The 14418-nt window shown below is 67.6% G+C and carries 14 protein-coding genes; 2 read left to right on the forward strand and 12 right to left on the reverse strand.

Features of this window, described 5'->3' with window-relative positions:
* Nucleotides 1-72: 72 nt before the first annotated feature.
* From V1Y59_RS13325 to V1Y59_RS13345, 5 genes are all read right to left on the reverse strand, one after another.
* On the reverse strand, nt 73-1074 hold the full coding sequence (locus V1Y59_RS13325; RefSeq protein ID WP_330505454.1) for a zinc-binding metallopeptidase family protein: 1002 nt from the start codon (nt 1072-1074) through the stop codon (nt 73-75).
* Nucleotides 1075-1196: 122 nt separating this feature from the next.
* Nucleotides 1197-2549, reverse strand: a complete 1353-nt coding sequence (locus V1Y59_RS13330; RefSeq protein WP_330505455.1) for an MFS transporter — start codon at nt 2547-2549, stop codon at nt 1197-1199.
* Nucleotides 2546-3085 (reverse strand): 3-isopropylmalate dehydratase small subunit, encoded by a 540-nt coding sequence (locus tag V1Y59_RS13335; RefSeq protein ID WP_330505456.1) that lies wholly within the window; start codon nt 3083-3085, stop codon nt 2546-2548. The genes V1Y59_RS13330 and V1Y59_RS13335 overlap by 4 nt, the downstream gene beginning before the upstream one ends.
* Complete coding sequence (locus V1Y59_RS13340; RefSeq protein WP_330505457.1) at nt 3082-4362, reverse strand: 3-isopropylmalate dehydratase large subunit; 1281 nt, start codon at nt 4360-4362, stop codon at nt 3082-3084. Before V1Y59_RS13340 ends, V1Y59_RS13335 begins: the two co-directional genes overlap by 4 nt.
* Before the next feature lie 5 nt (nt 4363-4367).
* Nucleotides 4368-5237, reverse strand: a complete 870-nt coding sequence (locus tag V1Y59_RS13345) for an isocitrate lyase/PEP mutase family protein (protein WP_330505458.1) — start codon at nt 5235-5237, stop codon at nt 4368-4370.
* A gap of 152 nt (nt 5238-5389) precedes the next feature.
* Between V1Y59_RS13345 and V1Y59_RS13350 the strand changes: the two genes are divergently transcribed.
* Complete coding sequence (locus tag V1Y59_RS13350; protein ID WP_330505459.1) at nt 5390-6181, forward strand: IclR family transcriptional regulator; 792 nt, start codon at nt 5390-5392, stop codon at nt 6179-6181.
* Between the two features lie 21 nt (nt 6182-6202).
* On the opposite strand, the gene menE is transcribed toward V1Y59_RS13350, so the two are convergent.
* On the reverse strand, nt 6203-7300 hold the full coding sequence (gene menE, locus V1Y59_RS13355) for an o-succinylbenzoate--CoA ligase (RefSeq protein ID WP_330505561.1): 1098 nt from the start codon (nt 7298-7300) through the stop codon (nt 6203-6205).
* A gap of 267 nt (nt 7301-7567) precedes the next feature.
* On the opposite strand from menE, the gene V1Y59_RS13360 reads away from it, so the two are divergent.
* The gene (locus V1Y59_RS13360) at nt 7568-8632 is read left to right on the forward strand and encodes an LLM class F420-dependent oxidoreductase (protein WP_330505460.1); all 1065 of its coding nucleotides are present in this window, start codon (nt 7568-7570) and stop codon (nt 8630-8632) included.
* A gap of 36 nt (nt 8633-8668) precedes the next feature.
* Here V1Y59_RS13360 and V1Y59_RS13365 read toward each other — a convergent pair whose 3' ends face one another.
* Genes V1Y59_RS13365 through V1Y59_RS13390 form a run of 6 tightly spaced genes read right to left on the reverse strand, consistent with a single transcriptional unit; the run spans nt 8669 to nt 14415 of the window.
* Nucleotides 8669-9637, reverse strand: a complete 969-nt coding sequence (locus V1Y59_RS13365) for a 1,4-dihydroxy-2-naphthoyl-CoA synthase (RefSeq protein WP_330505461.1) — start codon at nt 9635-9637, stop codon at nt 8669-8671.
* 22 nt (nt 9638-9659) lie between these two features.
* Complete coding sequence (gene speB, locus V1Y59_RS13370) at nt 9660-10613, reverse strand: agmatinase (protein WP_330505462.1); 954 nt, start codon at nt 10611-10613, stop codon at nt 9660-9662.
* 4 nt (nt 10614-10617) lie between these two features.
* Nucleotides 10618-11382, reverse strand: a complete 765-nt coding sequence (locus V1Y59_RS13375; protein ID WP_330505463.1) for a class II aldolase/adducin family protein — start codon at nt 11380-11382, stop codon at nt 10618-10620.
* Entirely contained in the window at nt 11382-12590 is a 1209-nt protein-coding gene (locus V1Y59_RS13380) for an aromatic ring-hydroxylating oxygenase subunit alpha (protein WP_330505464.1), read from the reverse strand. Before V1Y59_RS13380 ends, V1Y59_RS13375 begins: the two co-directional genes overlap by 1 nt.
* Nucleotides 12587-13438 carry a sugar phosphate isomerase/epimerase family protein gene (locus tag V1Y59_RS13385; protein WP_330505465.1) on the reverse strand — a complete coding sequence of 284 codons (852 nt, stop codon included), beginning with the start codon at nt 13436-13438 and terminating at the stop codon, nt 12587-12589. The genes V1Y59_RS13380 and V1Y59_RS13385 overlap by 4 nt, the downstream gene beginning before the upstream one ends.
* Entirely contained in the window at nt 13432-14415 is a 984-nt protein-coding gene (locus tag V1Y59_RS13390) for an NAD(P)-dependent oxidoreductase (protein ID WP_330505466.1), read from the reverse strand. Before V1Y59_RS13390 ends, V1Y59_RS13385 begins: the two co-directional genes overlap by 7 nt.
* Nucleotides 14416-14418: the final 3 nt, after the last annotated feature.

Genomic DNA, 14418 nt, shown 5'->3' on the forward strand with positions numbered 1-14418 from the left:
GCCGCAGGTTACCCAACCGAAGCCGTAGGCAAACAATCGGTGACAGTCGGTGCCGATCCGTCCCGCTCGACGTCAGCTGGACGGCATCAGGTTGTGCACGAACCGGATCTTCTCCAGAACCGCCGGCGGCAGCACGAAAGGGTAGAGGTCGGGATGACCCATCGACCGGTTGATCTGGTTGAGCGCCCAGGTCAGCGGTAGCCACCACTCGTTGAGCTGTTCGAACCCGACGTCGCCCGGCAGCACGCTCTCCAGGGTGGACCCTGCGGGAGCCATGGCGAACGCGGCGGCGGTGTCGAGGGTGTCGCGGATGTGCAGATAATGCGCGAAGGTCTCGGCGAAGTCCTCGGCCGGGTGCATCGTCGCGTAGGAGGACACGTAGTTCTGGGTCCAGCCCTCCGGTGCGCCCTCGGAGTAGTGGCGGTCCAGCGCCGCCTGGTAGTCGTCGTCGGGGTTGCCGAACAGCTCCTCGAACTGTGGGCGGACATCGTCGACGATCAGCACGAGCTGGTAGTAGTGCCCGATCTCGTGCCGGAAATGCCCGAGCAGCGTCCGATACGGCTCCTCGAGCTGGACGCGTAGCTGCTCGCGGTGCACGTCGTCGCCCTCGGCGAGGTCAAGAGTGATCAACCCGTTGTCGTGGCCGGTGATGACCGACTGCTCCGAACTCGACAGCAGGTCGAAGGCCAAGCCGGTCTCGGGGTTCTCGTCGCGGCCGATGATCGGCAGGCCCAGCTCGTCGAGTTCCAGGACGAGTCGCCGCTTGGCGGTTTCGGCGCGGCCGTACTCGGCGCGCGCGTCCACGTCGGTCTCTGGTGGCAGGGTCCGGGTGAGTAGGCACGACTCACACAGCGTCGGTGTGCCGGTCCACCGCACCAGCCAGTTGCACTGTGCCACTTCGGTGTTCTCGCAGCGCTCCACGAGCGTCCCGTTGATCTCCGCCTTGCCTTCCGCGTCGACGTTGTAGATTGTGCGCGTCGCCAGCCAGAAGCCGAGAGCCTTCTTGCAATTGAGGCATTTGCTGTTCTCGAAGGACAGACGCTGTCCGCAGTTGTGGCACAGGAAGTCGCGCATGGGGTGGTCGCTTTCTCGCGGCGGGGCTATGAGGAGTTTCTACCCGAGAAAGTGGGGTGGCAAACGCGTGACGAGGGGAGTGGGGCGTATCGGACATCGATACGCCCCACTCACGGAAACGGTCAGGCGGGCAGTGCGTCGCGGCTGGTTTCGCGGACGGTCAACAGCGTCAGCGCACCGATCACGCACACCCCGACCACCCAGTAGGCGGGGGACATGCTGCTTCCGGTTGTCTCCACCAACTGGGCGGCGACGTACGGAGCCGTGCCGCCCGCCGCGATGGTGCCGATGTTGAAGCCGAGCGAGACGCCCGTGTACCGGGTGGTGCGGGGGAACAACTCGGTGAACAGCGGGAATGCGGGGACCTGAACGACACCGTTGAGCGTCATGTACACGAAGTAGACGAGACCGACGACGACGATGCTGCCCGTGGCGCCCAGGATCATGAAGGCGGGCAACGCGATCACGATGAACGCCAGGTAACCGAAGAGCAGGACCGGTCTGCGCCCGAAACGGTCGGTCATCATGCCACTGATCGGGAATGTCGCACATGCCAGCGCGATGCAGATCGCCGACGTCCAGTACACCGCGTCTTTCGAGAAGCCCAGGTCATTGATCAGATAGACGGAGAAGTAGGTGAGGCCGATGTAACCGGACCCGTTCATGGCGATGGCGATGCCGATGACCTTGAGGACCGACGTCGGATTGTTGCGGACCACGTCGAACAGCGGGCTCTTGACGACCTCGTGCTTTTCGGCCATCTCCTCGAACTCGGGGGTGTCCTCCAGCTTCAACCGCACCCGCAGGCACACGTAGGCGAGGGGCAGCGCCAGCAGGAACGGAATGCGCCAACCCCAGGACTCCATCTGCTCGTCGGTGGTGAGCAGGGCGATGAGGCCGACGACCGCGGCCGCGACGGCGAACCCGAGGGTGGAGCCGACCGGGGTGAACGACCCGAAGAACCCACGACGCTTGGGCGGTGCGGATTCGGCGATGTAGGTCGCTGCGCCCCCGACCTCGCCGCCGGCCGAGAACCCTTGTGCCAGTCGGACCATCACCAGCAGGATCGGCGCAAGCACCCCGACCGATGAGTGCGTCGGCAGAAGGCCGAGGATGCCGCATGCGATGCCCATGCACACGACGGTCGCGACCAGTGCCGACCGACGACCCTTTCGGTCACCGAGGCGACCGAAGAAGATGCCGCCCAGCGGGCGGGCGACGTAGGCGACGCCGAAGACGGCCAGCGTCGCCAGGATCGACACCCCGGGGCTGTCGGAAGGGAAGAACAGCGGCGCGATGATGACGGCGAGGAACCCGTAGACCGCGAAGTCGTAATACTCGATCAGGGTGCCGACACCGCCGGCGATCGCCGCGCGCCGAGCCATCTCCGGGGACCGGGAGGGCGGCGTCGGGCCGGTGGCATCGGGTCCGTCGGCGGCGCCCGCCGGGCGGATGGGGCGTTCCACGTTGGTCATTGTGTCAGTCCTTGCTGTGCGGGTGAGTGTTCGGCGAGCAGGAGCTCGTACGATCCGCCGGCCTCGATGATGGCGACGGTTCGGGGATTGGGTGGGTGGCCGACGAGGTCGGTGCCGCCTGCGGAGCGCAGACGCGCCTCGCGCCAGTCGAGCGAGATCGGTTCGTTGAGCGTGACCGCCGACGACACCCCGGGGATGGTGATCAGCGGCATGCCGTTGAACGTCTCGCCGCGCCAGAAGCCCGGGGAGAACGACTCGGCGACGATCGCGGTGATACCGGCGTTGCGTAGCGCGACCATCGGCGGATAGTGCGGATGCCCGTAGCCGAAGTTGCGTCCGCCGACGATGATGTCGCCGGGGCCGACCCGGTCGACGAAAGTCGGGTCGTAGGCCTGCATACACACCGAGCGCAGATGGTCGGGGTCGTAGGACTTGATGTTCGAGACGCCGACGACGAGGTCGATGTCGAAATCGTCGCCGAAGATCCAGGCGACCCGTCCGTCGATGATGTCGGGTGGGGGCGGGTAGGCGCTCATCGGGCCGCTCCCGCGTGCTGCGCCGCGACGGACTCCACGATGGTTCCGGTCACGGCGCTGGCCGCGACGGTGTACGGGGAACCCATGTAGATGTTGGCGTCCGGGCTGCCCATCCGTCCCGAGATGTTGAGGACGCCGGTCGAGATGCAGTTCTCACCGGGCTGCAACGGCTGCTGATAGCCGAAGCAGAAGTCACAGCTCGAGATCGCGATCTTGGCGCCGGCTCCGCGTAGGACGTCGAGGATGCCCTCGTCTTCGGCCTGCTGCAACACTTTTCGAGATGTCGGCACCACGTTGAGTTCGACGGTGGGGGCGACGGTCTGGCCGTCGAGCACCAGCGCCGCCGCGCGCAGATCCTCGATCCGACCACTGGCGCAGGAACCGATGAACGCCCGGGTGATGGGAGTCCCGGCGAGTTCGTCGACGGTGGCCGTGTTCGGTCCGCGGGCCGACCCGGGTCGGACGACCCGTGGCACCAGGGTGCTCAGGTCGATTTCGTAGCGGGCCGCGTACTGGGCGTCGGCGTCGGGGTAGACCGGTTCGAAGTCGCGGCGGGCGACATTGCGCGCGTAGGCCATCGACATCTCGTCGGGCTCGAAGATCGCCGACACCGCGCCGCTGAACATCGCCATGCCGCACAGTCCTTGTCGGTGGTCGATCTTCATCGATGCGGCACCGGGTCCGCCGAACTCCATCACCTGATGCGCGCAGCCGTCGGCGCCGACCATCTCGATGATGGTGTGGACGAGGTCGCGGCTGTCGACGCCGTCGGGGAACTCGCCGACGAGGTCGAAACGGGTCGTCGCGGGGATGTCGACGTAGACCTGGCCGGTCACCCACGCCTCGATGAGGTCGCGTCGGATACCCCAACCCAGCGCGTTGAACGCGCCGACGCCACTGATGTGGCCGTCGAAATGCACCAGGAAGTCGCCGGGAATGGCGAGCCCGAGTTCGGCGGTCAGCTGATGGCCGATGCCCTGGCCTTCGTGCAGTTCGATCCCGTAGAACTCGCACCAGTCGCGGGTCACCTGGTGGACCTCGTCCTCGCGCTCGTTGTTCTTGGTGAGCATGTGGTCGATGAACACGACATAGCGGCTCGGGTCGTCGAGCTCGGTGATGCCGAAGTCGTCGCGCATCTGCCGGAACATCACGTCGGTGTAGCCGGGGAAGTCGTAGGCGATCATGCGGGCCGGGCGGACCGCATGATTCTCGCCGGCGCGTACACCGTCTTGGTCGGTGGCGCGGGTGAGGATCTTCTCGGTGATGGTCTGTCCCATGCCGCTCACCGGGTCCGCTCGGCAGGCAGGTACTTGCGCTGCATGGCTTCGACGTCGGAGAAGCCGATCATGTCGACGAACTCGTGGTGCGGCAGCGCATCGTTGCTGACCTGGGCCGGTGGTTCGCCGGAAGCCAGGCGGCGCAGGGCCTGCTGCATCGCGCCCGTTGCGGCCATCAGGATCTGCGTCGGCAGCAGCGCGAGCCGGACGCCGATCTGGTCGAGCACCTCGGGGGTGAAGTCGCGTTCGGTCCAGGTCGACGCAGTGAGGGTCGCCATCAGCGGCACGCCCACCTCGGAGTGGCAGCGTTCCCACTCCTCGACGGAGGTGAAGGTCTTGGTGACCGGCATGATCATGTCCGCCCCGGCCTCGACGTAGGCCTGCGCGCGGGCGATCGCCTCGTCGCCGCGGGCGTCGGTGCGGGCGATGAGCAGCACCTCGTCCGGGATCGAGTCGCGCACGGCGCGGATCTTGCCGGTGGCCTCGGCGACGGTGATGAGGTCGACCGGGTCTCCGACGCAGATCGGACACGACTTGGGCGACACCTGGTCCTCCATGAACATGCCCTGGACCCCGGCCTCGACGAACTTCGTCGCGGTCCGGGCGGCGTTGACGGCGTTGCCGTAGCCGGTGTCGATGTCGGCGACCAGCGGCAGGTCGGATGCCGCGTGAATGGTGCGGACCGCGTCGAGGTTCTCACTCATCGTGTAGAGCTCGGCGTCCGGCAGCCCGAGCCCTGCCGAGATGGCAAACCCGGATGCGCACAGCGCGCGGAAGCCGGCCTGGTCGGCGAGGCGAGCGGTGAGCCCGTCCCAGACTCCGGGCGCGTAGACGAGTCCCTGCGAGGTGAGGTCCTTGAGTGAGGGTGCACTCATGTGATGTACTCCGTTCCGTAATGCGGAATGCATTTCGCATCTCGATACGAACGGTAAGGTGGGCTGGATCACATGTCAAGCCATCGCCGTTCAGGAGGGTTCGTAAGATGTCGATACCGATCGCTCGCCGACACGGAAGTGGGAGACCGTCTGTGGCTACACCTGTTGAGCCCGCTGGTTCGTCGAACAGGGAGGTCGTCGGTGCCGTCCTGAAGGCGTGCTCGCTACTCGAGCACTTCGGTGCCGACCGGCCGACGTGGACCCTGAACGAGCTGACGACCGTCAGCGGGATGAACAAGACGACGGTGCATCGCCTCATGGCGACCCTGATCCACGCCGGCTGGGTCGACCGCACCGACGAGGGCGCGTACCGGATCGGGCTCCGGGTCTTCGAGATCGGGTCGTCGGCGCTCGAGGAACTCGACATCCGTTCCGCGGCCAGGGCCTATATGAGTGATCTGGCCGAGGCTTTCGGGGACACCGCCTACTTGATGGTGCCCGCCGAGCAGGGTGCGGTGTGTATCGATCGGGTCGAGGGGCACAACACCCTGGTGGTCGCGGGAATCAACGTGGGGACCGTGATCCCGTACCACGCGGCGGCGGGCCCGACAGTGATGCTGGCGAACTCGGACAAGTTGCGCGACAGGTGGATTCGAGAGGGGCTGACCGCATTTACCGATCGCACCCTGGTCGACGTCGGCGCGTTGCGCGAGCATCTGGATGCAGTGCGACGCAACGGCTACTCGGTCAGCAACGCCGACTACCTGGACGGGGTCGCGGCGGTGGCGGCGCCGATCTTCGACCGCACGGGAACGTTGATCGCATCGATCAGCATCGGCGGTCGGGTGGAGGCGTTCCAGGGGGACGATCTGTCGGCGAAGATCGAGCGGGTCCGGGATGCGGCTGCGCGGATTTCGACGGTGGTGCAGGCGATTCCGGAGTGAGGGCAGCGCGACGCGGCTTGCTCACCGGGCAAAGCGGGCCCGCAGCCCCCGCCGGTCGACCTTCCCGGGCCCCCTGGTGGGTAGCGCGTCGAGTGCGATGACGTCCCGCGGTGCGGCATAACGGCCCAGGCGTTCGGTGACCGCACCTCTGATGCGGTCCCCGTCGAGCGGCGCTGAGTCGCGGTTGACCACGAACGCGACCACCTTCTCGCCGAGCCGTTCATCGGGGAGCCCGACGACGGCGCATTCCCGGACCGCCGGGTCGTCGAGGATCACGGCCTCCACCACCTGCGGCACAATCGTCAGTCCGCCCGAGGTGATCGCCTCGTCGGCCCGACCGACTATCGACAGCACACCGTCGTCGTCGACGGCGCCCAGGTCGTCGGTGCGAAACCAACCAGGTTCGGCGAACGCCGGATGGTCGGGGCGGTTGCGGTAACCGTGCGCGATCATCGGCCCGCCCAGGATGACGCGGCCGACACCCTCGGGGTTCGGGTCGTCGATACGGATGCGCACGCCGTTCAGCGGAACGCCGTCGTAGACGCAGCCGCCGGCGGTTTCGCTCATGCCGTAGGTGCGGATGATCGGAATGCCCGCGTCGACTGCTCGGCGCAGCAGTGCGGGCGGGGTCGCGGCTCCGCCGACCAGTAGGCCGTCTGTGGCGGCGAGACTCGCGGTCGCACTGGGGGAGTCGAGGACCTTGATGAGTTGGGTCGGCACGAGTGAGGTGTAGCGGCGCGTTCCGTCGAGGGTGTCGAGGGCGCGGGCGAAGGCGTCGGGATCGAAACCGTCGGTGACGTCGAGGACGGCAGGTGTGTGGCCGGATGCCAACGCCCGCAAGAGAACCTGAAGTCCGGCGATGTGATGTGGCGCGAGGGCGAGGAGCCAGTTGCCCGGTCCGCCGAGGCGTTCGGTGGTTGCCTGCGCGGACGCGGCGAGGGTGGTTGGCGTGTGTTGGGCGCCCTTGGGTGTCCCGGTGGTGCCGGAGGTCGAGATGACGAGGGAGATGTCGTCGCCGATCGGTTCGTCGACGGCGAGGGCGTCGCGCAGCAGCGCGGTCTCGCGGGGGTCGTCGGGGACCGGGACGTAGGCGGCGGAACCGTCGAGGATCGCCAACAGCTCCGCGCGGCGGTCGAGGACGTCGGGCCGAGCGGGGAGGTGGAGGGCGTGCAGCAGCGGACTCAGTGGTCTTCCCCGGGGGTGGTGGGTTCTGTCGGCGCGAAACCGGGTTCCGTCGGCGAAAAAATGGGTTCTGTCGGCGCGAAACGGGGTTCTGTCGGCGCGGGCACGCACCCATCGTAGGCCGCGGTCAACGGTGAGATTCTTCTCTAACGAGCGTTAACCCGGGTCTGGTGGCCCGAAGTGCCGCTGTGGAAGAATCCGACCATGACTGCGATGAAGCTTGGCATGCCGATCAACTACGCGGGAGACTTCCGCGAGACCATCAACAACCTCGTCGACTACGAATCGGTCGGGGTGGAGCGGATCGTCGTGCCCGAGGCCTACAGCTTCGACGCGGTCAGCCAGCTGGGGTACATCGCCGCCAAGACCGAGAAGATGGAACTGCAGACCGGCATCCTGCCGATGTACTCGCGCACCCCCACCAACCTCGCGATGACCGCCGCCGGCCTCGACTACATCAGCGACGGCCGGATGGTGCTCGGCATCGGCGCGTCCGGCCCGCAGGTCATCGAGGGTTTCCACGGCGTCAAGTACGACTACCCGGTCGGACGGGCCCGCGAGCACGCCGAGATCTGCCGGATGGTGTGGCGCCGCGACAAGCTCGACTACCAGGGCAAGCACTACACCCTGCCGCTCGACGAGGAGCACGGCGGCTCCGGTCTCGGCAAGGCCCTGAAGATCATCAACCACCCCACCCGTGAGCGCATCCCGATGCTGCTCGCCGCGATCGGCCCGAAGAACACCGAACTGGCCGCCGAGCTGTTCGAGGAGTTCCAGCCGATCCTGTTCCATCCCGAGCAGATCGACGCCGCCTTCGGTGAGTCGCTGCGCGCGGGCAAGGCCAAGCGCGATCCGTCGCTCGGTGAACTCGGCATCGTCGTGCAGGCCACCGCCCGCATCTCCGACGACGCGCAGGAGATCGAGAACGCCAAGACCCTCGTGCGGCACCACGCCGCCCTCTACATCGGTGGCATGGGCGCGCGCGGCAAGAACTTCTACAACACCCTCGCCCAGCGCTACGGCTACGTCGAGGAGGCCAAGCTCATCCAGGACCTCTACCTGGACGGCAAGAAGCAGGAGGCCGCCGAGGCGGTGCCCGCCGATCTGGTCGACTCGATGTCGCTGATCGGTTCGCGTTCGGAGGTCGAGGAGCGGGCGGCCGCGTTCCGGTCCGCCGGGGTCACCTGTCTGTTGGCGTCGTCGGTGGCGGGCACGCACAAGGAGCGGGTCGCCGACATGGAGGTGTTGCGGGGGATCGTCGGGGGCTGAGACGCCGCTGGTCACCCGTGCAGGGTTGGGGTGCGCTCAGTAGTAATACGGAAACGCTTCCCAATCCGGGCTGCGCTTCTCCAGGAACGCATCCCGACCTTCCACCGCCTCGTCGGTCATGTAGGCCAGTCGGGTGGCCTCGCCGGCGAACACCTGCTGGCCCATGAGGCCGTCGTCGGTGAGGTTGAACGCGAATTTCAGCATGCGCTGTGCGGTGGGGGACTTGCCGTTGATCTTGCGGGCCCACTCGATGGCCGTGTTCTCCAGGTCGGCGTGTGCGACAACACGATTGACCGCACCCATCTGGTGCATTGTGTCGGCGTCGTAGGCCTCGCCGAGGAAGAAGATCTCGCGGGCGTACTTCTGGCCGACCTGCTTGGCGAGGTAGGCGCTGCCGTAGCCGGCGTCGAAGGAGCCGACGTCGGCGTCGGTCTGCTTGAAGCGGGCGTGTTCGCGGGAGGCGAGGGTGAGGTCGCAGACGACGTGCAGCGAATGCCCACCGCCCGCGGCCCAGCCGTTGACCACGGCGATGACGACCTTGGGCATGGTGCGGATCAGCCGCTGGACCTCCAGGATGTGCAGGCGACCGCCCTCGGCCTTGACCCGCGCCTCGTCGACGCCCTCGACGCCGGCCGCGGTCACATCGGAGTCGTGGTCGGTGGCGTACTGGTATCCCGACCGCCCGCGGATGCGCTGATCGCCGCCGCTGCAGAACGCCCAGCCGCCGTCCTTGGGGCTCGGACCGTTGCCGGTGAGCAGCACGGTCCCGACGTCGGGGGAGCGGCGGGCGTGGTCGAAGGTGCGGTACAGCTCGTCGACGGTGTGCGGGCGGAACGCGTTGCGGATCTCCGGCCGGTCGAACGCGATGCGCACGATGCCGTTCTCCCGACCCTGGCCGACGTGCCGGTGGTAGGTGATGTCGGTGAGGTCGTCGAACCCGGCGACGGGCGCCCACTGGGACGGATCGAACGGTTTGTCGGTGGCCGCGGCGTCGGGTGCACTCATGGGACCGAGCCTAGTTCCAGGGTCAGCTCACCCGGTTCGCGGCCAGCACCGACAGCAATTCGTAGCCGACATGGGCGGCGGCGATGCCGGTGATCTCGGCGTGGTCGTAGGCGGGGGCGACCTCCACGATGTCCGCGCCGACGATGTCGAGGCCGACCAGGCCGCGCAGGGTGTTGAGCAGTTCCCGCGACGTCATGCCGCCGGCTTCCGGGGTTCCGGTCCCGGGTGCGTGCGCGGGGTCGAGCACGTCGATGTCGATGGAGAGGTAGACCGGTCCGCCGGCCATCCGGCGGTGGATGCGCTCGATGATGCTGCGGACCCCGTCGAATTGGTAGTCGTCGGACCGCACGATCTGGAAGCCGAGTACGCCGTCGGCCTCGAGGTCGGCCTTGCCGTAGAGCGGGCCGCGGATGCCGACGTGCATCGACCGTTCCATGTCGATCAGGCCCTCTTCGCTGGCCCGGCGGAACGGGGTGCCGTGGGTGAACGGCGCGCCGAAGTAGGTGTCCCAGGTGTCGAGGTGGGCGTCGAAGTGCAGCACGGCGATCTTGCCGCGCTCCTTGTGCACGGCACGCAGCAGCGGCAGCGCGAGGGTGTGGTCGCCGCCGAGGGTGAGCAGCCGGGCGCCATCAGAGGTGAGGTCGGTGGCGGCGTGCTCGACGGTCGCCAAGGCTTCGACGATGTCGAACGGGTTGACCGCGATGTCACCGGCGTCGGCGACCTGCTGGACGTCGAACGGCGCGACGTCGAGCGCCGGGTTGTAGGGCCGCAGCAGCTTCGACGAGGCACGGATGTGGCCGGGACCGAAGCGTGCGCCGGGCCGGTAGCTGACGCCGCTGTCAAACGGGATGCCGATGATCTTCACCGCGGCCGACGGCACCTCGTCGAGCCGCGGCAGCCGCGCGAAGGTCGACGGTTCGGTGTAGCGGGGGGTGGTGCTCGCATCGAGCGGCCCGCGGATCAGGTGAGCGGTCATGGTGTCAGTCCTTGTAATCGGGGGCGACGCGCTCGACGAGCCGGAGCATCGCCTGCCAGGCCAGATCGAGTCCGACGTCGTCGGTGTAGTCGTCGCCGGCGTCCTCGCCGTTGAGCTGCTGCGCGGTGTGCTCGGCGATCCGCTCCTCGGGCAGCCGGACCGCACCGGCGCGGGTGGCGGCGACCTGGATCTCGCAGGCCTTGTTGAGGTAGAACATCCGCAGGAAGGCCCGACCGGGTGTCTCGCCGACGGTGAGCAGACCGTGATTGCGCAGGATCAGCGAATTGTGGTCACCGATGTCGTCGACGATTCGTTTCTGCTCGTCGAGGTTGAGCGCCACACCCTCGTAGTCGTGGTAGCCGACCCGATTGTGGAATTCCATCGAGATCTGGTTGAGCGGCAGCAGCCCGGTCTCCGACGCCGCGACGGCACAGCCGGCGAGGGTGTGCGTGTGCAGGATGCACTGGGCGTCATGGCGTTCGCGGTGGATGGCGCTGTGAATGACGAAGCCCGCGGGATTGACCACGGCGTCGGTCTCGCCGACGACGTTGCCGTCGAGGTCGATGCGCACCAGGTTCGACGCGGTGATCTCCTCGAACAGCAGGCCGTACGGGTTGATGAGGAAGTGGTCGTCGGGGCCGGGGATGCGCACGGAGATGTGGGTGAAGATGAGGTCGGTCATCTTGTAGTGCGCGACGAGCCGGTAGACGGCAGCGAGTTCGCACCGCAGTTGTGCCTCGTCGGGTGTTCGTGATGTGTATGCTGCCATCAGTAACCGACCTTGCGTGCGACGAGTTGCTGGAACGCGGCGGTGATCTGGTCCCAGTGGGTGACCAGGTTGGTGCGGTCCGAGCCGGGTGAGCGCCGGCCCTTCTGCAGCCGGTGCAGGATCGGCATGTCCTGCTCGTTGACCTCGAAGAGGATGTCGGTCAGGCTCTTTCGCGCCGGACTGTACTTTTCCGCGGTCGCGGTTTCGTCGACGAAGATGGCCATGTGTTCGACGGTGCGGTCGGGTGCCACGGCGTCGTAGCCGATCACCTGGAACCAGTCGGCCTCGAGAAACAGCAGTGCGTTGGGGAACACGCAGAAGATGTCCTGGCTCTCGGTGCGGTCGGCCGGTACGTCACCGAGAAACGGCAGGGACTCTTCGGTTTTCGCGGCCTTGCCGGCCGCCCCGCGCGGGTAGGTGCCGCCGACGATGTGATCGGCGAGCCACACGTCGTCGACGTCGAGTGACGCACTGACCGGTCCGACCTGCGGATGGATGAACGGCAGGTGATAGAAGTCGAGGAAGTTCTCCACCACCAGTTTCCAGTTGACCCCGATGTCGAACTCGCGTTCGTCGGCGAGCTGGATGCGGCTGAAGTCGACGTGATCCCAGCGGGAGATGATCGGCGCGAGCATCTGCTCGAAGTCCTCTGCGGCAGCGGCGTCGTCGAGTTCGGCGGACAGGTTGACGAACACCATGCCCGCCCACACGTGCGAGGTCACCGGCAGCAGACCGAGGTCGTCGGCGGCGTCAGGCAGTCCACGGGAACGTTCCCGCTTGAAATACGGTGTGGCGTGAAGGCTTCCGTCGAGGTTGTACGACCAGCAGTGGTAGGCGCACTGGATGCGGCGGCGCACCTTGGCCGGCTCCTCGAGCATCACCATCCCGCGGTGGCGGCACGAGTTGTGGAAGACGCGGATCTCCTCGTCACTGCCGCGGACGATCAGTAGCGGCTTTCCGCCGACGGTGACCGGATGCACCTGCCCGGCCTCCTCCACCCAGTGGGCGAACCCGGCCCACACCCAGCCCGAGGAGAAGATCCGCTCTTGCTCCAGGTCGAACTCGGCCTGTCCGACGTAGGCGCGCGCCGGGATGATCGCGCGCTGGCTGCTGTCGGTCTGCAAGGGTCCGTCGATGATCCGGTTGCCGGCGTCGTTGACGTGGGAGTCGGGCACCTGTGCGAGAGGTGCGGCGTCGCTGATGGTCATCGTTGCTCCTGGAGTTCTGAGGTGGCGGCGCGGAAGGCCTGCGCCGCCCAGTCTTTGAGGGTGAGGGCCTCGGTCCAGCGGTCGGACAGTTCGTTGCCCGCGAGGTCGGTGATGGCGTACGGGCGGGTGCCGAGCTCGGTGCAGAACACCACGTCGTCGCTGGGATGGCGGGCGGCGATGGACCGGAATCCGGCCTCCCACCAGCCGCGGAAGCGCTTCTCCCAGACCGCGCCGGCGGGTGTGCCCAGCGGGATCTGCACCTGTCCGCGGGTGGCGATTCGGCCCTGCAGCGACCCGCAGCGGCCGAGTACGGCGGCGATGAGCGCTTCGTGCTCGGGAGTCGGATCGTCGGGGAGTTCGTTGGCGCACACGAAGTGCGAGAGATCGCCGGCGAGTTCGATGCGCGGATCGAGGTGTTCGATCAAGAGTGCGGTGAACCGCAGATCGTTGGTGACGGTGTTGCGGTGGGTCTCCACCTGCATCGTGATCCCGGCCTGCCGGCACGTCTCGTACCAGTCGCGCAGCGTGGCGGCCAGTGGCACCGGATCGAAGCCGTAGATCTGCGCGCACACCACCATCCGGTCGGCGCCGATGCGGTGTGCGTAGTCGATGGCCGCCGACAGCGCGGCGCGGTCGCCGACGAAGGCGAACACCATTCGTCGCAGCGCGGTGCCGCGGAGCAGGGGTGCCAGGTCGTCGGCGGCGGGGGCCTGACGTGCACCGAGATCGACCGCGATACCGGCGAACCCGGCGTCGTCGATCCTCGCGATCTGCTCGGCGAGGGTCCAGGGCGCATCCGTGGACGGCAGATCTTCCATCGCCCAGAGGGATTGGTAGACGGTCAGCATGAAAGGGCCGCCACATCGTTGATCGGATGTTCCGGGCGGCCGCCTGTGCGCCAGGCGATGACGTTGCGCGCCTGCGCCGTCACGTAGCCCGCTGCGGTGGTGTCGGACAGGTAAGCGACGTGCGGGGTGGTCAGGACGTCCGGATGCCGCAGCAGCGGGTCGTCGGCGGGTGGCGGTTCGGCGTCGAACACGTCGAGGGCGGCGCCGGCGAGCCGGTGGTCGTCGAGCGCGGCCAGTAGGGCGACGTCGTCGATGAGGGCGCCGCGGGCGACGTTGACGAGGTAGGCGTCGTCACGCATCCGCGCGAGCACCGAACCGTCGATAATAAGGCGGGTGTCGTCGGTCAGCGGTAGGTGCAGGGACACCACATCGGATTGCTCGATCACGGTCCAGAAGTCGGTGAGCTCGACGCCGCTGATCGCGGGTTTGTCGCTGCGGGAACCGGAGTCATACGCGAGAACTCGGCCCACCGCGGGGGCGGCGAGCGCGGCGTACGTGCGCCCGGTGCTGCCCAGCCCGAGCACCCCGACGGTCACCTCGGACAGCCGCCGGGGCAGTACGCGCGGCCGCTCGAGCCACCCGTGGTTACTGCCGGACCCGGCGAAGAACGGGAGGCGACGGAGCAGCGCCAGACTCAACGCCCACGCGTGCGCCCCGACCTCCGGCGCGGCCAAGTCGGCGACGGTGCACACCCAGATACCGCGGGCGGTGGCCGCCGCGACGTCGACGTTGTCGTAACCCCGCGACAGCAGAGCGATGACCCGGAGTGTGGGCAGCCGGTCCAGCAGGTCTTCGTCGATCGGCGCGTAGCCGACCAGCAGCGCGGTGGCGCCGGCCGCGGCGTGCGCGATCACCTCGGGGTCGCGGGTCTCGCAGACCTCGACGCGAAAACCGTTGTCGGTCAACAGGTCGACACCGATGCGGGGATCGAGGTCGTCGGTGTCGGTGTAGACGGCGAGCGGACGGTGATCGCTCATCTC

Source organism: Gordonia prachuapensis, from assembly GCF_036350515.1.
Lineage (GTDB): Bacteria > Actinomycetota > Actinomycetes > Mycobacteriales > Mycobacteriaceae > Gordonia > Gordonia prachuapensis.